General features: G+C 53.8%; 18 protein-coding genes. All 18 read left to right on the top strand.

What is annotated here, in order from left to right; translation table 11 throughout:
- Window positions 1-17: 17 nt before the first annotated feature.
- The 18 genes from SPSPH_RS14350 to SPSPH_RS14265 all read left to right on the top strand — a co-directional run bounded on the left by SPSPH_RS14350 (window position 18) and on the right by SPSPH_RS14265 (window position 18,308).
- Window positions 18-1,286 carry an MFS transporter gene (locus tag SPSPH_RS14350; protein ID WP_075757546.1) on the top strand — a complete coding sequence of 423 codons (1,269 nt, stop codon included), beginning with the start codon at window positions 18-20 and terminating at the stop codon, window positions 1,284-1,286.
- Between the two features lie 331 nt (window positions 1,287-1,617).
- Window positions 1,618-3,624, top strand: a complete 2,007-nt coding sequence (locus tag SPSPH_RS14345; RefSeq protein WP_075757547.1) for a sigma-54-dependent Fis family transcriptional regulator — start codon at window positions 1,618-1,620, stop codon at window positions 3,622-3,624.
- 373 nt (window positions 3,625-3,997) lie between these two features.
- Window positions 3,998-4,951 carry a hypothetical protein gene (locus SPSPH_RS14340; RefSeq protein ID WP_075757548.1) on the top strand — a complete coding sequence of 318 codons (954 nt, stop codon included), beginning with the start codon at window positions 3,998-4,000 and terminating at the stop codon, window positions 4,949-4,951.
- A gap of 89 nt (window positions 4,952-5,040) precedes the next feature.
- Window positions 5,041-6,096, top strand: coding sequence for a 2,3-butanediol dehydrogenase (locus SPSPH_RS14335; RefSeq protein WP_075757549.1), 1,056 nt, complete (start codon window positions 5,041-5,043; stop codon window positions 6,094-6,096).
- Between the two features lie 25 nt (window positions 6,097-6,121).
- Window positions 6,122-6,934, top strand: a complete 813-nt coding sequence (locus SPSPH_RS14330) for an SDR family NAD(P)-dependent oxidoreductase (protein WP_075757550.1) — start codon at window positions 6,122-6,124, stop codon at window positions 6,932-6,934.
- Between the two features lie 258 nt (window positions 6,935-7,192).
- A complete protein-coding gene (locus tag SPSPH_RS14325) occupies window positions 7,193-7,555 on the top strand; it encodes a Lin0512 family protein (RefSeq protein WP_075757551.1) in 363 nt (120 codons plus the stop codon).
- 46 nt (window positions 7,556-7,601) lie between these two features.
- Window positions 7,602-8,561, top strand: a complete 960-nt coding sequence (locus tag SPSPH_RS14320; protein ID WP_075757552.1) for a thiamine pyrophosphate-dependent dehydrogenase E1 component subunit alpha — start codon at window positions 7,602-7,604, stop codon at window positions 8,559-8,561.
- Window positions 8,562-8,588: 27 nt separating this feature from the next.
- A complete protein-coding gene (locus tag SPSPH_RS14315; protein ID WP_075757553.1) occupies window positions 8,589-9,557 on the top strand; it encodes an alpha-ketoacid dehydrogenase subunit beta in 969 nt (322 codons plus the stop codon).
- 34 nt (window positions 9,558-9,591) lie between these two features.
- Complete coding sequence (locus SPSPH_RS14310) at window positions 9,592-10,593, top strand: NAD(+)/NADH kinase (protein WP_075757554.1); 1,002 nt, start codon at window positions 9,592-9,594, stop codon at window positions 10,591-10,593.
- 27 nt (window positions 10,594-10,620) lie between these two features.
- Complete coding sequence (locus tag SPSPH_RS14305; RefSeq protein ID WP_075757555.1) at window positions 10,621-11,808, top strand: dihydrolipoamide acetyltransferase family protein; 1,188 nt, start codon at window positions 10,621-10,623, stop codon at window positions 11,806-11,808.
- Between the two features lie 37 nt (window positions 11,809-11,845).
- The gene (locus SPSPH_RS14300) at window positions 11,846-12,187 is read left to right on the top strand and encodes a carboxymuconolactone decarboxylase family protein (RefSeq protein ID WP_075757556.1); all 342 of its coding nucleotides are present in this window, start codon (window positions 11,846-11,848) and stop codon (window positions 12,185-12,187) included.
- A gap of 19 nt (window positions 12,188-12,206) precedes the next feature.
- Window positions 12,207-13,070 (top strand): lipoyl synthase, encoded by an 864-nt coding sequence (gene lipA / locus SPSPH_RS14295; protein WP_075757594.1) that lies wholly within the window; start codon window positions 12,207-12,209, stop codon window positions 13,068-13,070.
- A gap of 31 nt (window positions 13,071-13,101) precedes the next feature.
- Window positions 13,102-13,413: a DUF6506 family protein gene (locus tag SPSPH_RS14290; protein WP_075757557.1), complete on the top strand. Its 312-nt coding sequence runs from the start codon at window positions 13,102-13,104 to the stop codon at window positions 13,411-13,413.
- Between the two features lie 13 nt (window positions 13,414-13,426).
- Window positions 13,427-14,110 (top strand): lipoyl(octanoyl) transferase LipB, encoded by a 684-nt coding sequence (gene lipB / locus SPSPH_RS14285; RefSeq protein WP_075757558.1) that lies wholly within the window; start codon window positions 13,427-13,429, stop codon window positions 14,108-14,110.
- Window positions 14,107-15,195, top strand: a complete 1,089-nt coding sequence (locus tag SPSPH_RS14280) for a lipoate--protein ligase family protein (protein WP_075757559.1) — start codon at window positions 14,107-14,109, stop codon at window positions 15,193-15,195. The genes lipB and SPSPH_RS14280 overlap by 4 nt, the downstream gene beginning before the upstream one ends.
- A 30-nt stretch (window positions 15,196-15,225) precedes the next feature.
- On the top strand, window positions 15,226-15,645 hold the full coding sequence (locus SPSPH_RS14275; RefSeq protein ID WP_075757560.1) for a glycine cleavage system protein H: 420 nt from the start codon (window positions 15,226-15,228) through the stop codon (window positions 15,643-15,645).
- Window positions 15,646-15,681: 36 nt separating this feature from the next.
- Window positions 15,682-17,142 (top strand): FAD-binding oxidoreductase, encoded by a 1,461-nt coding sequence (locus tag SPSPH_RS14270; protein ID WP_075757561.1) that lies wholly within the window; start codon window positions 15,682-15,684, stop codon window positions 17,140-17,142.
- A complete protein-coding gene (locus SPSPH_RS14265) occupies window positions 17,139-18,308 on the top strand; it encodes a (Fe-S)-binding protein (protein ID WP_075757562.1) in 1,170 nt (389 codons plus the stop codon). The genes SPSPH_RS14270 and SPSPH_RS14265 overlap by 4 nt, the downstream gene beginning before the upstream one ends.
- The last annotated feature ends 10 nt before the right edge of the window (window positions 18,309-18,318 follow it).

Here is an 18,318-nt window from a genome sequence, read left to right as displayed (position 1 = left end):
GTTCAGGGGGGATACCTATGTCAAGCCAAATTATCAAGGCTCTTTACAACCGGAATTACCGGATTTTTTTTGCCGGTCAGGGACTGTCAATTATTGGCACCTGGATGCAGAATATTGCCTTAAGCTGGCTGATTTATCGCCTGACCGATTCGGCGTTTATGCTGGGGCTGGTGGCTTTTATCGGGCAAATTCCCAACTTTGTGCTGGCTCCTTTTGCCGGTGTATGGATCGACCGGCTGGGGAAACGCGGCGTCCTTATCGGCACTCAGGCGTTCAGCCTGCTGCAGGCTTCTCTGCTGACCTGGCTAACCTTAACCAACCGGATTGAAATAGATCATATTTTAGCTTTGAGTCTGCTGCTTGGCTGTATTAATGCTGTTGACGTACCGGCGCGCAACGCCATTTCGGTAGAGATGATGGACAATCAGGAGGAACGGCAAAATGCCATTGCGTTAAATTCAGTTACTTATAATCTGGCACGCCTGGTCGGCCCGGCGATGGGCGGAATTCTTATTCCCCTTGTCGGCGAGGGGTATTGTTTCCTGCTGAATGCTGCCAGTTATTTTGTTTCCATTTTATCGCTTATCGCGCTGCGGCTCAAAGCAAATACGGTCGTACAGCAGCATAATGATATGTTGCTGCAGTTTAAGGAGGGCTATGCATATACCTTTAAACAACTGCCTTTGCGCAATATTCTGCTGCTGCTCGGTATCATCAGTGTGACGGCCATGCCGTACACGGTGCTGCTGCCGGTTTTTGTGACGCAAAACCTGGGTGGCAATGCGGGAACTCTGGGGTTTTTGCTGGCTGTTGCCGGCTGTGGGTCATTCTTGGCTGCCCTGTTTATTGCTTCCCGCTCGGAGTTTCAGGGTCTGGAAAAGCTGTTGGTTGCAGCCGCAGTTACTATTGGCATTAGTCTTATTAGTTTTATGCTGCCGGGCAACTTCTGGTTGTCTGCAATACTGATGTTTTTGCTGGGTATCGGTTTTTTAATCCAGGTGGTTGGCAGCAATACACTGCTGCAGTGTATGGTGGATGATTCCATGCGCGGCAGGGTTATGAGCTTTTACACCATGATTGTGATGGGAGTGGGGCCTATTGGCAGCCTGCTCGCCGGATCGCTGGCCAGCCAGATTGGCGTAGTTTATACCCTGGTGCTGGGAGGTGTGTGTTCGCTGGCCGGGGCATGGTATTTTGCCAGACATCTGTCAGTATTCCGCATTCAGGCCTGTCCCATTTACGTGCAGTCAGGCAGTCTGGCCTCCCGGGAGGAATGCCGGTTTTAATAGGGAAAAAAGTAGTGCAGACTGCGATAGTGCCTCTGGCCGGTGCCGGAGGTGCTTTTATTCGTGCGTATGGATGCAAAATGCGTTAGGCTTGGCTTAAAACTTGCATAAGTTATGATAGTAATGCTCAGACCGGCCTGGTCAAGTCTGAAATTTTCTGTAAATATATTACAATTAGTGGCGAGTATGCTAAAATGTTAAGTAGGACTACACGGCTATTTACATTCAAATGAATTGTGAAGATGATTTTTCTCAGGTAAAAAATGACAGGGGTGATATCAGACCTGTCTGGGAGTCAGCGGGGTTCATATGGGAAAGGAGAGGAGTAGCTGTGGAAAAAAGTGAAATTACCAGTAGAGAACTGATTTGGGAAAAGTTTGTTACCTGTGGTGAAATAGAAAACCATATTATCTTACCCCCAATTGCTGACTCTTGGCTCCGGTGTTCGAAGCAGGGAGTTAATCCTGACGGCGGCAAAAGTGAAAATATCTTAGAATACCGGGATATTGCCGACCTGCTTGAAAGAAAGCGGGAAATTATCAGTATTGCCAAACCCTTTACCCTTAATTTGTACCGGCTCTTTAAAAACTCAGGCTTTATCCTGGTTTTAACCGATGAACACGGCTATGTAATGGATAGCTTCGGTGACAGCGATTCGATGGAAAATGCCCGGAATATTTTGCGGTTTGTTCAGGGAGCCAGCTGGCGGGAGATGGATGTGGGGACCAATGCCATTTCGGTTGCTTTGTCAACCGGCAAGCCGGTTCAGGTATCGGGCGCCGAGCATTATTGCAAGAAACATCATCAATGGACTTGTTCGGCAGCCCCTATTTACGGCTATAACGGCGAGATTGTCGCTGTTCTGGATTTGTCCGGGCCGGCCCAGGCCGCCTATTCCCATACGCTGGGCATGGTAGCGGCGGCAGCCAACGCCATTACCATGCAATTTAATGTTCAGCAAAAGAATTATGAACTGGCATTAATGAATAAACGTCTGACAAGCATATTTAATACCATGTCAGATGGCGTGATTCTGTTTGACCGTTCCGGCATAGTGCGTGAGTCCAATCCCATAGCCGCCCAGCTTCTGGGAAAAAAGGGCAAGAGCACCAATGGAATTCCCGTGGATGTTGCCTTGGGCGGCAATAATGAAATAATCAGCAAACTGCTGCACAATAAAGAAATATATGCCGACCTGGAATTGCCGATTGATACCGAACGGGGCGTAAGCCGGTGTGTGTTGTCCGGTGAGACTATTGTTGACGGCAACGGGGTCATTAGCGGTGGTGTTATCATTTTGCGGCCGGTAGACAAGGTGCATCGCCTGATCAATAAATTCAGCGGCCATTATACCACATTTAAATTTAGTGACATTATTGGCCAGGACCCGAAATTAGCAGAAGCAATCAGGCAGGCCACGATGGCTGCCAATACCTTGTCCAATGTGGTGCTGCTGGGCGAAAGCGGCACCGGCAAGGAAATGTTTGCCCAGGCCATCCATAATCAAAGCTCGCGGCGGAACGGGCCGTTTATTGCCTTGAATTGCGGGGCTATCCCCCGTGAACTGGTAGGCAGCGAGCTGTTTGGTTACGAAGAAGGCGCGTTTACCGGCGCCAGGCGGGGCGGCAGACCGGGTAACTTTGAACTGGCTTCAGGCGGCACCCTGTTTCTGGATGAAATCGGCGACATGCCGTTAGAACAGCAGGTAGCCATGCTGCGAGTGCTGCAGGACCGGAAGGTTGCGCGTATTGGCGGCAATAAGGTTATTCCTGTGGATGTGCGGATTATTTGTGCCACCAATAAGGATTTGTGCAAGCTGGTCCGGCAGGGAACTTTCCGGCAGGATTTGTATTACCGCTTACAAGTATTTACCATTAACATTCCGCCGCTCAGAGAGCGGCGGGAGGATATTGAACTGCTGTTTCGCAGTTTTGTTGAGCAACTTGGCCAGGAACAGGGAACAAGCTTTAGGGTGGCCGCTGCAGTTTGGGACCTTATTATCCGGTATGACTGGCCGGGCAATGTGCGTGAACTGCGTAATGTTGTGGAAAGAGCCTGCAATATGGCGGAAAATGGTGTAATTACCCTGAACTGCCTGCCGCCGGAGCTGCTCCCCGGTATGGCTGCGGACGTTTCGCCGCCGGTAGAGCAGGCGCCAGAGCAAGAGCAGGCAATCAACCGTAATACGCGTAAATTGCTTATGGCGGAAAAAGAACGGCAGGAGATCGTATTATTACTGATGCAGGAAGGCGGTAATATAAGCCGGGTGGCCAGCCTGCTGGGAATAGCGCGCAGCACTCTTTACCGGAAAATGCGGCAGTATTCCATTGCTAATTGAATGAAGCAATATTGTACGAGCGTGTAGCGTTCTACTACAGTGTTTCGCTACACCTTCAAACAGTGGTGCTACACTGCAAATAACAGATTATTAATAAAATTAAAACAATTTATTGAATTCAGAATGGACTTGTCTTTGACCAAAAGATAAGTCCATTTTTTCTTTTGTCTAAAGCCGCAGGATTACAGGCCTGAATGGGGCAACTGGCTGTGGACTGAAATTTGATTGGATAATTCTGGCACAGGAATTGCAAATAAGGGATTTGACAGCGCTATCAGGCGTGTACAAATGTACAAGGGAGGAGTGCTTATGGGCGGGTAGGGTGACAATGGCGGGATGATCCTGAAAACTGGATGACAGAAAGGAGGAAGCAATGGAAACCTGGAGTTTTGACACCTTGCTGCTGGTCTTTGGCGGAGGTATTGTCGGGGCGGCTTTTGGCGGGTTATGGTCTGTTATTATATGTGCCGGTTTGGTCGTTTTAGGCAGCGCTATCGTCTTTGCGGGCGGCCCTGATTATTTGCTGATGCAAGTCGCGCTTGGCCCGGTATTTGGACCACATGTGGGCGGTTTTGCCGCAGGACTGGCTGCCGCTGCCTATGCGGCCGGCATAAGGAACAACCACCCTGGCGGCAGTGCCAAAGATATTTTATCGCCCCTTATCGGAACCTCCTGGGATGTAATGGTGATAGGCGGGATTTTTTCCCTTGCCGGTCACGCCTTGCTGCAACTGGTGGTTTTAATACCGATACTAAATAAGGCTGATGGTGTCGCGGTGGCAGTTATTGTCAGCAGTATGGTCAGCAGGCTGCTTTTTTTCCGGGAAGCTCCCTGGGGCAGCAGGGAATCCATTAAGAAAATCGGCTACTTTAATACCGACAATTATGCAATTTCCTGGGCTCCATGGCAGGCGGCGCCTTCGCGTCACACCGTAGTAGGTTTGGGAATGGGACTAATAGCCGGCGCTTTGGCTCTTGGCCTTAAAGCTGCCCTGGCTCCTTTGGCGGCTACCGGCGCGGTTTCACCTGCAGCCGCTTTTGTCATTCCCTACATTATGGGCTGGGTACTGGCCATTTTAAGCTTAATACCGCTGAATCTCGCCACCGGCACGGTACAACAGGTTCCTGTCGCCCATGCAATGGCTATTTTCGGGTCATTGACGGCTTTGCACACCGGCAGTATCGTCCTGGCCGGCATCGCCGGCATACTTGGCGCCTTGATTCAGGAGTTGCTGGCGAGAATGTTCTACAACCATGGCAGCACCCATATTGACCCACCGGCCTTTGCCATTTTGGTTGGTACAATGGTTTTGAATCTTATCTTCTGACATCATTGGTGTTTTAGGATTACCGGTACCAGACTATTCGGGATTTCATTACTACAAAATTAACTAAATATAAGGGAGGCGTATTTTAAATGAAAGCAGCCGTATGGTATGGCAAAAAGGATATTCGGGTTATGGATGTTCCTGAACCGCCGGCCCCGCCGGCCGGTTGGGTAAAAGTCAAGGTACATTGGTGCGGTATTTGTGGCTCTGACCTGCATGAATATATTGCCGGCCCGATTTTTATTCCGGTCGAGACACCGCATGCGCTTACCGGTGATACAGCTCCTCTCATTTTAGGTCATGAATTTTCCGGCGAAGTCGTGGAAGTCGGCGCCGGTGTTGCCAATGTCAAAGCCGGCGACCGGGTTGCGCCCGATGCCTGCCAGGTATGCTGGGAATGCGCCCGCTGCAAGGAGCATCGTTACAGCCTGTGCGAGAAGCTGGCTTTTACCGGCTTAATGACCGATGGCGCCTTTGCCGAATACGTAAACGTACCTGCCTACACCATTTACAAAATTCCTGATCACCTGCCCTACGATACGGCAGCTCTGGTTGAGCCGCTGGCCGTTGGTTTTCATGCCGTACGGCAAAGCAAGCTGCAGCTGGGGGATACGGCAGTAGTAGTCGGGGCAGGCACCATTGGGCTGGGCACGGTTATGGCCGCCAAGGCTGCCGGTGCCAGCAGGGTTTACTGCGTGGAGGTAGCCAAAGCCCGCAAGGAACTGGCGCTGCAGGTGGGGGCTGACGCTGTCTTTGACCCGAATGAGCTGGATGTTGTCGCCAAAATTAAGGAGCTGACCAATGGTGGCGCCGATGTAGTCATTGAGTGTGTCGGCAGTGACAGGAGCACACCGGTGGCTGTAGAACTTGCCCGTTCGGCCGGCCGGGTAGTTATTGCCGGTATCTACGAAAAAGCCACCAGCCTGAACTTTAACGCGCTGTCATTTACCGAAAGAGAAATTGTCGGTTGCCTGGCCTATTACGGTGAGTTTGCCGCTTGTATCGACCTCATCTCTGACGGCAGAATTGACGTCAAGCCGATGATTACCGGCAGGATAAGCATTGACGACATTGTGGAAAAAGGCTTTGAAGAACTGGTAAACAGGAAAGAGCAAAACATCAAAATACTGGTAAAACCCTTTTAAATTAATTTTATAAGGAGTGGTATCAATGTTGCTGAAAGGGAAAGTTGCTTTGGTTACCGGAGGCGGCACCGGCATTGGCAAAGGTGTTGTCGAGGCTCTTGCCCGCGAAGGGGCGCACATCGCGATAGCGGCGGCTGATTTTGTTGAGTCGGCAGCCAATCAATATGGCAGTAAAAATATTGGCGGGTATACGGCGGCCAAAAAACTGGCTGCCGAATTACAGGCCAACGGCACTGAGGCCATTGCCGTTGAAGCCAATATTACCAAAGTTGCTGATGCTGGACAAATGGTTAAGGCTACGGTGGAACGCTTTGGGCGACTGGATATTCTGATTAATGCCGCCGGTCTGATAACCTGCAAGCAGGTGGCAGACCTGACCGAGGCCGACTGGGATGCTGTTGTTGACACCAATGCCAAAGGCACCTTCATCACTAACCAGGCAGTCATTGCCCAGATGAAGCAGCAGGGCGGCGGGCGAATCATTAATTTTTCCTCAATAGCAGGTAAAACCGGCTATCCCGGCCTGGCTCACTATTGTGCGTCCAAATTTGCCGTAATCGGCTTCACCAATGCCCTGGCCAAAGAACTGGTGAGAGATAATATTACGGTTAATGCCATTGCCCCCGGTATTGTCGCCACTGAAATGTGGGTGAACCTCCGCAAGGCCTGGGCCAATCCCGGGGAAAGCGAGGAGGAAAGCTACCAGCGCAATGTTCAGGCCATGATTCCCCAGGGCGTGGATCAGACGCCGGAGGATATGGCCAAGGCGGTGTTATTCTTTATTGACAGTCCGCATGTTACCGGACAAACGTTAAATGTTGACGGCGGCTGCTCATAACCCTGCCTGCCGGTTATGACCTGTACCTTTTTCTCAAAAGTGTAGCGAAATAAAACAGTGCTGCTACCCACGCTACACTCGGACACCATGAACACTACAACATACAAGCGTATTACCGCTCTGGGCAAGGTGAAAAACCGGGAGCAGCCTGGCTATTTGACAAAATCAGGCTGCCTTCCGTTTTTTTGGCATACTGCTTGCAATAGTATAAAGCGAACAGAAACAGTGAGAGGCAGAGCGGTGAAGGGAGGTGACGAAATGGCGTATAAGCGTTATATTGTTGAGCTGGGATTTGGCGCCGACCTGCATGGCGGCAATGTGACCAAAGCGGCGCAGCGCGCAGTAAAAGATGCGATATCCCGCTGCTGCTTATGCGGTTTGTTTGATATCCTGGGCATTCGTGATCCCAACCAGATGCAGGTGCAAATCCGGCTGGGCTCACCGTATCCGGAGCAATTGAATTTGGCTGAAGTTGAGAGTGTGGTCCCGTTTGGTTCAGTTACGGTGGAAGCGGTTGCAGGAGGGCTGGACGTGCAGGGGCTGCACCTGGCGGCCTTGGGGGAAGGCGACACCATTGTTGCCGTGGCCGCGGCAGTCACTGTCTATGTTAATGTGCCCTAACCGTCAAACAGGCAAGTACAGGCTAGAAGAAAATGGGGGGAGAATTATGGAATTTTCAAAAGAGAAGCTAATCGGAATGTATGAGACGATGCTGACCATCAGAGCTTTCGAAAGCAAAGCCGTGGATTTGTTTGCCGATAACAAACTGCCGGGCTTTGTGCACCTGTATCTGGGTGAGGAAGCGGTGGCTACCGGCGTATGCGCTAATTTGGCAGATAAGGATTTCATCACCAGCACGCACCGGGGACATGGACATTTGCTTGCCAAAGGCGGCAAGGTCGATTTGATGATGGCCGAGTTGTTTGGTAAAGCAACCGGTTATTGCAAAGGCAAAGGCGGCTCCATGCACATTGCCGATGTTGATTTAGGCATTTTGGGCGCTAACGGCATTGTTGGCGCCGGCCAGCCAATTGCCGCCGGTGCGGCTTTTGCCTGCAAATATAAGAAAAGTGATGCGGTGGTAGTATGCTTCTTCGGCGACGGCGCTTCCAACCGCGGCACTCTGCATGAATCCATCAACATGGCTTCCATCTGGCAACTGCCGGTAGTGTATGTATGTGAAAATAATCTATACGGCATTTCCAACTGCCAGCGTAATCACATGGTGGTTAATGATGTTGCCGACCGGGCCGGCGCCTATGGTATTCCCGGTGTCGTAGTGGACGGTAATGATGTTATGGCTGTTACCGAGGCGGCCGCCGAGGCTATTGCCCGGGCGAGAAGGGGCGAGGGGCCCAGCCTGATTGAATGCAAAACCTGGCGGTGGCGCGGCCATTTCGAAGGCGACCCTGGCACATATAAAGATTCGGACGAACAAGCGGAATGGCTGCAAAAAGATCCGATTCCCCGCTTTGCCCGGAAACTGACAGAGCTCAAATATGCTACGCAAGAGGAACTGGAGCAAATCAAAGCTAAAGTGGATCGGCAAATTGAAGCTGCCGTGGAATTTGCCAATACCAGTCCGGATCCCAGTCCGGAAGATGCTTTAACAGACGTCTACGCATAAAAAGTAAACAATGAAAGGGTGAAGAAAATGAAAGAAATGACATATGCTGAGGCCATCCGGGACGGAATGCGGGTGGAAATGCAACGTGATCCCAATGTGTTTTTATGGGGCGAGGATGTCGGTTGTTTTGGCGGCTGCTTCGGTGTTACCGGCAAGCTGTTTGAAGAATTCCCCGGCCGGGTCATAGACACTCCCATTAGTGAGACCGCCATTGTCGGTGCTGCTGTTGGCGCTGCCGCCGCCGGGTTAAGACCTATAGCGGAAATTATGTTTATTGATTTCATGGGCGTCTGCATGGATGAATTATTCAATCAGGCCGCCAAAATGCGCTATATGTTCGGCGGCAAAGCCAAAATTCCTATGGTACTGCGTACCCCCTGCGGTGCGGGCATGTCTGCCGCCGCCCAGCATTCCCAGAGCATGGAAGCCTGGTTTACCCATATTCCCGGTATTAAAACGGTAATGCCCTCCACCCCGGCAGATGCCAAGGGGTTGCTGGCGGCAGCCATCCGTGACGACAATCCGGTGGTATATATTGAGCATAAGCAATTGATGGGCGTCCGCGGCGAGGTGCCGGCAGGCGAATATGTTATTCCGCTGGGCAAAGCCGACATCAAGCGGGAAGGCTCGGATGTGACCATAGTTGCCTGGTCCTGGATGGTACACAAGGCGTTGGCGGCTGCCGAAGCGCTGGCAGCAGAAGGCATTCAGGCCGAGGTGCTTGATCCGCGTACGCTGGTGCCGCTGGATAAAGCGGCTATCCTGCAGTCTGTCGGCAAAACCAACAAACTGGTCATTGTCCACGAAGCCGTGAGAACCGGCGGTTTTGGCGGGGAAATCGCCGCCATTGTGGCCGAAGAAGGTATGGACTATCTGGATGCTCCCATTAAGCGGGTGACTATGCCGGATGTTTGTATTCCCTTCAGCCCGGTACTGGAACAGGCTGTTATACCCAGTGAAGAAAAAATTATTCAGGCAGTTAAAAGCCTGTTTTAATTCCGATTAATTCTCTGAGGCGGTGGATGGAAGTATGGAACAGGTAGGGATTATTGCCAATCCGGCATCAGGCAAGGATATCAGGCGGCTGGTAGCCTACGGCACAGTATTCGACAACCAGGAAAAGGTAAATATTGTGCGCCGGCTGATTTTAAGCCTGGCGGCTGCCGGTATTGACAGGATTGTGTATATGCCGGAATACCATGGCATCGTTACGCGGGCCGTCAATAGCATCGGCCTGCGGCATCGGCCGCAGCTGGAGATTGTCCCGGCCAATATTTGCCTTACAGGCACACAGACCGACAGCCTGCAGGCAGCGGCCGCCATGGCGGCAGACGGTGTCAACGTCATTATCACCATGGGCGGCGACGGCACCAACCGGCTGGTGGCGCAGGGCTGCCGGGATGTACCCATACTTCCCATTTCCACCGGCACCAATAATGTGTTTCCGACCATGGTCGAGGGTACGATTGCCGGTCTGGCTGCCGGGGCTGTCGCCAAAGGACTGGTAAGCGGCCCCCCGGCCATTAATCCCAGCAAACAGATCCTTGTTTATAAGAATGGCCGGATGGTGGACAGCGCGCTGATTGATGCCGTAGTGCTGACAGATACGTTTATTGGGTCCCGGGCGGTATGGGATGTGGCCCGAATCAGGCAAATCGTGGTTACCCGGGGCCAGGCGCATAACATCGGCATCTCAGCCATTGCCGGCCACCTGGCGCCGGTAACGGCGGAGGAAGAACGGGGTGTTGCCATTACGCCGGGCGGCGGCAAGACTCACGTACTGGCGCCGATTGCCCCCGGCCTGCTTGAAACGGTGGCCGTGCAAAGCTATGAGTATATTGCTATCGGCCAGAGGATAGCTGTGGCAACAACGCCCTGCGTAATTGCGCTGGACGGGGAACGGGAAGTCGAGGTCGGAGCAGGCGAAACGGCAGAGCTGCAGCTGACTTTTGACGGTCCCAAAGTCATTCAGGTGGCAGAAACCTTGTACCAGGCGGTGGCCCAAGGCTTTAGCCGGAGAATTTGTGACTAGTGGTTTTACACCAAAGGAGGAAGGTAAATGGCAACTCAGGTTAACATGCCCAAGCTGGGCTTATCCATGAAAGAAGGCATTGTCGGCAAGTGGTTTAAAAAAGAGGGAGAGACCGTTAAGCAAGGCGAAGCCCTGCTGGAAATTATGACAGATAAGATTACCAACAAAGTGGACGCGCCGGCGGACGGGATACTGCTAAAAATTGCCGCTGATAAAAAAGCCAAGCTGCCGGTCGGCGGACTGCTCGGGGTCATCGGCCAGGCCGGCGAGGATATCGGTGCCCTGCTCAAAGCAGCCGTGGCCAGCGGCGCCAAAACTGCCGCCCCGGTGGCAGCAGCGGCTATACAGCCGGCGGCTGTTAAAGTTGCGGCAGGCGGGCGGGTCAAAATTTCCCCCATAGCCCGTAAGCTGGCCGAAGAGAACGGCATAGATTATAGCCTTATTGCCGGAACCGGGCCGGAAGGACGGATCACCAGGGAAGATGTTGAACAGTTTATGAGTCAGCCACCGGCAGATGAGCGGCCTGCCCTGGAAATCATTGCCTACGAGGGCATGCGGCGGGCCATTGGCGATAATATGGCCAATAGCTGGGCCGTAGCTCCCAAGGTTACCCAGCATGTGAGTGTCGATCTGTCGGCCTTGCAGTCTTTGCGGGCCACAATCAACAGCGATGTCAAAGATACGGAAAAAATCTCGGTAACCGACATTTTGGTCAAGGCCGTGGCCAGAGCTCTGGAACGCCATCCCCGGATTAACACCACTTTGTGTGGTGATGAAGAGATAAAGGTGCTGTCCGAGATCAACATCGGTGTGGCTATTGCCCTGCCGGAGGGGCTGGTGGTCCCGGTTGTCAAACAGGCCAATCAGAAAGCGCTGGCTGAAGTAAGTAAGGAAGTTAAAGATTTTGCCAAACGGGCTAAGAAAAATAAACTGGAGCCTGACGAAATGAACGGTGGCACCTTTACGGTCACCAATCTGGGCGGTTACGGCTCGGTGGATTATTTTACCCCGATTATCAACCAGCCGGAGTCGGCCATTCTGGGGGTTGGCCGGACAGTGGAAAAACCGGTTGTCATCGGCGGCCAAATCGTTATCCGGCCCATGCTGGCCCTGTCGCTGGCCTTCGACCACCGGGTAATTGACGGCGCGCCGGCCGCAGCATTCCTCAGCACCTTGCTCAAGCTGATTGAACAGCCGCATAAGATTTTTATCTGAGAATTTATCATTTAAAAAAGGAAAGAGGGAATGGATTATGGCAAACGATCCTATGGAATTAGTCAGTGAGTTACAGACTGGAATCGGCGCTTTGCAAAGCGAAAGCCCGGAGTTGACCGCCGCGTTTATACAGATGGACCAGGCGGCCTATGTGGAAGGCGAACTGGAGCGCAAGCACAAAGAACTTATCGGTATCGGCATTGCGGTGGCCGTACGGTGCGAATACTGCATTAATCTTCATATCAAACAGGCGCTGGCAGAGGGCGCAACCCGGGAAGAAATTCTAGAAGCAGCCGCTGTCGCGGTAGCTTTCGGCGGGTCGCCGGCTATGGCGTATGTAGCTACCAGCGTGCTGAAGGCGCTGGATGCTTTTGAATAACAAAGGGAGCTTTGCTGTCATGGTTCGAGACAGACCGGAATGGTTAACAGTTCCTGCCCCTGACGAACAGGCGCTCGCCGGTATGCAGCAGCTGCTCAGCCAGGGGCGGCTGCATACCGTATGTGAGAGCGCCGATTGTCCCAATATTGGCGAGTGTTTTGGCAATAAAACGTGCACCTTTATGATTTTGGGGAAAAACTGCACCCGCAATTGCCGCTTCTGTGCGGTAACCCATGATGTTCCCGAGCAGGTTGACGCCGATGAGCCGTATATGGTGGCAGCAACAGCCAGGCAGCTGGGTTTGGAGCATGTTGTGGTTACCTCGGTTACCAGAGATGATTTGCCTGATGGCGGCGCCGGACATTTTGCCGCCACCATCCGCGCCGTCAGAGAAGAATTGCCGGAGGCCACTATTGAGGTGCTAATTCCCGATTTTAAAGGCAATAAGAAGGCTGTCAACAAAGTATTGGCGGCTCAGCCTGATATAGTAAATCATAATACCGAAACAGTACCCAGACTGTATCCTGCTGTCAGGCCGCAGGCTGTCTATGCCAGGTCCCTGAAGCTTATCAGCCGGGTGCGTGAGTCTGGTGTGAAAACAATCGCTAAATCGGGTTTGATGCTGGGGTTGGGGGAAACAGTGGATGAAGTCATTGGCGTCATGAAAGACCTGCACCGCGCCGGTTGTCAAATGCTGACCCTTGGGCAATACCTCAGTCCGTCGCCGGCCCATCTGCCGATTGTCGAGTATGTGCATCCCCAGGTTTTCGAGTGGCTTAAAGAAGAGGCGTTTGCGATCGGGTTCTTTCATGTTAATGCCGGACCCATGGTCCGCAGTTCCTATCATGCAGGGGTTACCTTTGCCCAATTGGCTCACAGGTAACCGGCAAAACTATACATAGGGAGGGTATATCATGCTGAAAGCAGCCTTTATTTTTGTGGCACCGGCCGCCGACAACCAAATCCACCGGGCCGTGGTGGCAACACCGGCGGTGGAATTGACTGTGGTGGGAGTCAGCAACTATCAGGCCGCGGTGACGGCCGCCCGGGAGCTCAGCGGGCAGGGCATTGCCGCCATTGAGTTATGCGGCGGTTTTGGCAGTGAAGGTGTGGCGGCCATTAAGCAGGCAGTAAACGGCAAAGCCGTTGTCGGGGTGGTGCGGTTTGACAATCATCCCGGACTGGAAGGCAAGAGCGGTGACGACCTCTTTCAGCGACAGGCATAAATGTCAGGGAGATATGAAGAAGCCAAAAAAAATATGCAGTCTGCTAACCCTGGGGCGGCTGGAGTATGAAGATACCTGGAAAATACAGCAGGAGACAGCCGCCGCCCGCCGCCGTGGCGATACCTGCGACACGCTCATTCTGGTGGAGCATAATCATACCATTACTGTCGGCAGGGCCGGCAGTGAGCGCAATATCCTGGCGTCAGGAAAAACGCTGCTGGAACAGGGGGTAAAAGTCATTGAAGTCGACCGGGGCGGTGACGTCACCTACCATGGGCCGGGGCAAATCGTGGGCTATCCCATTCTGGATTTGAAGGGCTACGGGCAGGACCTGCACCGCTACATCCGGCTGTTGGAGGAAGTCATTATCAAAACGCTGGCCTGTTATGGTCTGAAAGGCTACCGGGAGCCGGGACTGACAGGAGTGTGGACGGCGGCCGGCAAGATTGCCGCCATCGGGATTGGCGCCCGCAGCTGGGTGTCGATGCACGGTTTTGCGCTCAACGTTAACCCGGATATGCGGTATTTTGGCCTGATTAATCCCTGCGGCATTACCGACAGGCCGGTTGTGTCACTGCACGGCCTGGGCATTGAGGCCGGCCTGGAGGAAGTAGCGGCCTGCCTGGCCCGGCAGTTTGCCGCAGTGTTTGCGGTTACATACCGCCCAGGCCGGGTAGAGCGGAGGCTGGTTACATGAAGCTGTACCGGCTCGGGGCTATCCCGTGGGATGAGACACAGGCCATCTATCATGTGCTGGCCCAAGGCCGGCAGGAAGGGCTGGTTATCTGCCGGCCGGCAGGCCGGTGTGTCTGCCTGGGCCTGCATGATGATCTGGAGCAGGAAGTCAATCTGGAGTATTGCCAGGAACATAACATTCCCATCATCAGGCGGGATATCGGCGGCGGCATGGTGCTGCTGGCCGAGGAGCAAATCTTTTTTCAACTGGTATTACGGGCCGACAACCCGCTGTTGACCGGCCGGCGAGAAGCTTTCTTCGGGCAGCTGTTGCAGCCGGCCATCCAAACCCTGGCCGACTTTGCTATTCCGGCTGCCGTTAAGCTGCCTGCCGATATTGTTGTTAACGGCAAAAAGATATCCGGCAACGGTGCCGGCGATATTAACGGCTTTGCGGTATATACAGGCAATATTCTGCTGGCCTTTGACCGGACGGCCATGGCCAATGTCCTAAAGGTTCCCGGCAGCCGGTTCCGCGATCAGCTCAGGCTTTCCCTGGAGCGGTATCTGACAACCATGGAGGAAGAGCTTGGCTGCTTGCCGGACTATGAGGCGGTCGAAGCGCGGTTAGTTCATCATTTTGCCACCTGGCTGGAACTGACGCCGGCGGAATATACTGCGGCTTTAAAGGCCGGTGCCGCTAAGACGGCCAGGTATTTAACCAGCCCGGAGTTTTTACAGCTGCCCGGCAAACGGAGCAGGGTGCGCCAGGTGAAAATCAATGAGGGAACTTATGTCCGTCTGCAGCCGTTTCCCCGGTGCCTTAAGCCAACTCCTGACAGTCAAAACGCTTGCGGCAACCGGAACGGCTCCTGCGCCGGCTACGCCATCCTGGTGCTCCAAAATAATAAAATTATTGAATTTGCCCATTATGGGCCTGCCTGCCTGGAGCCCTGCCGGCTGCAGCTGCTGGCGTCCTTGCTGTCTGGCTGTGCCTGGCACGAGCAGGCGGTCAAGCCGGTGGTGGCAGAGTGGCTCCGCCAGGCTGCCGGCGGCGCGGCCGGAGTCTTGCCGGCTGTCGTGGCCGACTGGATTCTGGCCAGATAGTATACGAAAGAGAAAAGGAGTGTTTTTTTCGTGGCGCAGTATGAGATTCCGCAAGGACTTTACTATACAAGCGATCATGCCTGGGTAAAGGTGGAAGAAAATAAAATCCGTATCGGCATTACCGACTTTATGCAAAAATTAGCCGGGGAAATTACCTTTATCCGTATTCCCCGGGTGGGAAAAACGCTGGCGGCCGGGGCCACGCTCAGTTCCATTCAGTCCGGCAAATGGGCCGGAAAAATTCAGGTGCCGATGTCGGGAACAGTGCTGGAAGCCAATACCGAGCTGCCGGCCAATCCCAAGCTGTTGAACAGCGACAGTTATGGTGCCGGCTGGATTTGTGTCATGGAGCCCGATGATCTGGCAGCAGGGCTGCAAACTCTGATTCACGGCGATGCAGCTGATGCATTTTTCACCGAAGAACATGCCAAGTATGCCAAACCAGAGTAGACGCGCGAGCCAGCCTTGTAAGGGAGGAGGAGAGTTATGGACGCTCAAACGGTGGCAAGTGTAAAGCAAATGTTTGGCGAGCGTGCTACCGACGATTTGTTCGAACGCGGCTTTTATGAGCGGGATCTGGCGCCTGTACCGGATTTTCTGGTAAAACCGGTTGCCAAAACGCTGCCGGATATTGTCGTCAGACCTAAGACTACTGAAGAAGTCGCCTCCATTGTCACGCTGGCCGCTGCCAAGCAGCTTCCGGTCACTACCAGGGCCGGAGGGTCTACCGTCTATTTCAATACGGTATGTACCCGGCAAGGCATACTTGTAGACATAAACGGTATGGACAATATATTAGCCATTGATCAAGTGAACAAGACGGTCCGGGTGGAGGCCGGGCTGACCTGGTGGCGGCTGGAACGGGCGTTAAACCGGGTGGGGCTGGCAGCCTGCTCTTATCCCAGCAGCGCCCAGGCCGCTACTGTCGGCGGCTGGCTGGTTATGATGGGATATGGATTGGGCAGCTTGCCATACGGTCCGGTAGTGGAACAGGTCCTCGCGGCCCAGGTAGTCCTGCCTGACGGCAGCGTGCGGCAATTAAGCCAAACCAGTGAACCGCCGGTTGCCTGGCTTGCCGCCTCTGAGGGAACCCTGGGTATTGTGACTGAGGTCGAACTTAAGGTGCGGTCCCAGCCGGAGAGTGATTGGCATGGCCTGGCCGAGTTTCAGAATGCTGAGCAAATGCAGGATTTTATCGAGCAGGCGGCAGCGTTAGCCAACAAGCCCTTTAACCTGCATTTCAGCGATCCTGGCTGTAACTCACTCAGGCAGCGGCTGGGTATGGCAGACCAACGGGCGGCGCTTGCGTACACGGTGGCCTTTGACGCCGATGGCACCAAAGCCCAAACGGCTGCGGCCCGCCTGGACTATGAGCGCTGCTTGCACCAGGCGGACGGCGGCGATCTGGGGGAAGAAGAGGCCGGGCACGAATGGCAGCACCGGTTTTTTTCCTTAGTCTTAAAACGGGAGGGCCCGTCCCTCCTGGGAGCCGAGTTATGGCTGCCTATTAAAAAGCTGGCCGATTATCTGGCCGATGTGGCTGTGTTTGAAACCCGGAAACAGTTAGGTTTAAAAAGCTACGGCCATATTGTAGCACCAGGTCATGCCATGGTCATGACCATGTTTAATGCCGACGAACGCGATACCATCGGTTATCTGCAGGGGCTGGCGCTGGTAAAAAAACTGCATGATATCGGTGCCCGGCATGGCGGCCAGCCTTATGGCATCGGCCTGTGGAACACGCCGTATGTAAAGCGGTGCCAACCGCCGGCAGAGCTGGCTGCCCTGAAAAAGCGCAAACAATTGCTTGATCCCAACAATATTATGAATCCCGGCAAACGGTATGAGCCGCCTCTGCTGCTGCAGCCGGCACTGTTTGGCCTGGGAATGGATTTGCTGGCAGCCACTACCATGGTATACCAGGGAAGGCGGGGGAATAAGTCATGAGCGCAGACAGTTTTTATAAAGATTTGATCGAGGAATCCCTGATCTGCGGCAGGTGCGGCAATTGCCGCAGTGACTGTCCGGTATACCGGGAAATCGGCTGGGAGTCGGCGGCGCCAAGGGCAAAAATTTCGCTGGCCCGTGAACTGTTTGCCCGAAATGGCGGCGGCTCAATCAGCGAGGACTATGCCAGACGGATTACCCAGTGTACGATGTGCGGCGCCTGTACCCGCGCCTGTGCGGCCAGAATTGATTTGCAGGCCTTATGGCAGGATTTGCGGACCGAACTGGTGGCCCAGGGCAAAGCGCCGGCAGCCTATACCGCGCTGGCCGGGAATTTGAAGAGCAAGAAAAATATTTCCAATTTCGCCAATGCCACCCGGCTGGACTGGGCGGAAGACCTGGAGGAGGTGCCTGAGTATCTGGACCAGGAACCGGGAGCCGACATTGTCTATTTTGTGGGCTGTGTATCCTCCTTTTTTCCCCGGGCCGCGCAAATACCGGTGGCCATGGTGCAACTGCTGGAAAAGGCAAAAGTCAGTTTTACCACCCTGGGGGCGGAAGAATGGTGCTGCGGTTTTCCCCTGCTGGCCGCCGGCCAGGCGGCCGACCTTGCCGAATATGCCCGGCATAATGTCGACAAGGTGCGGCAGCTTGGTTCCGCCACCCTGGTTACCGGCTGCGCTTCCTGTTATCATGTCTGGAGCCATATCTATCCGGAGCTGTTAGGCGAAGATCTTGGTTTTAGAGTGGTTCACGCGACCGAACTGCTGGCCGAACTGCTGGCGCAGGGCAAGTTGGTGCCCCAGGCGCTAACGGCAACGGTTACCTACCATGACCCTTGTGATTTGGGCCGCAACAGCGGGATTACGGCGGCGCCGCGGCAAATTATTGCCGGTATTCCCGGCCTTAATTTCAGAGAAATGGCCACCTGCGGCGAGGAATCCACCTGCTGTGGCGGCGGGGGGAATTTGCAGGGGGCCGACCAGACCCTGGCCGATGCCATTGCCCGGAAACGTATCCGGGAAGCGGCGGCAACCCAGGCGTCTATTGTGGTATCAGCCTGCCAGCAGTGTGAGCAGATGCTGGAAAAGGCAGCCAGGGCGGAAAAACTGCCGCTCCAGGTCATGAATGTTGCCGAATTGTTGTTAATGGCCCTGGATGAATAATGTCAGCTTG

Source organism: Sporomusa sphaeroides DSM 2875 (genome assembly GCF_001941975.2).
Lineage (GTDB): Bacteria > Bacillota > Negativicutes > Sporomusales > Sporomusaceae > Sporomusa > Sporomusa sphaeroides.
Note: the sequence above shows the minus strand (reverse complement) of the source record. Positions and strands in the feature narration are given on the sequence as shown.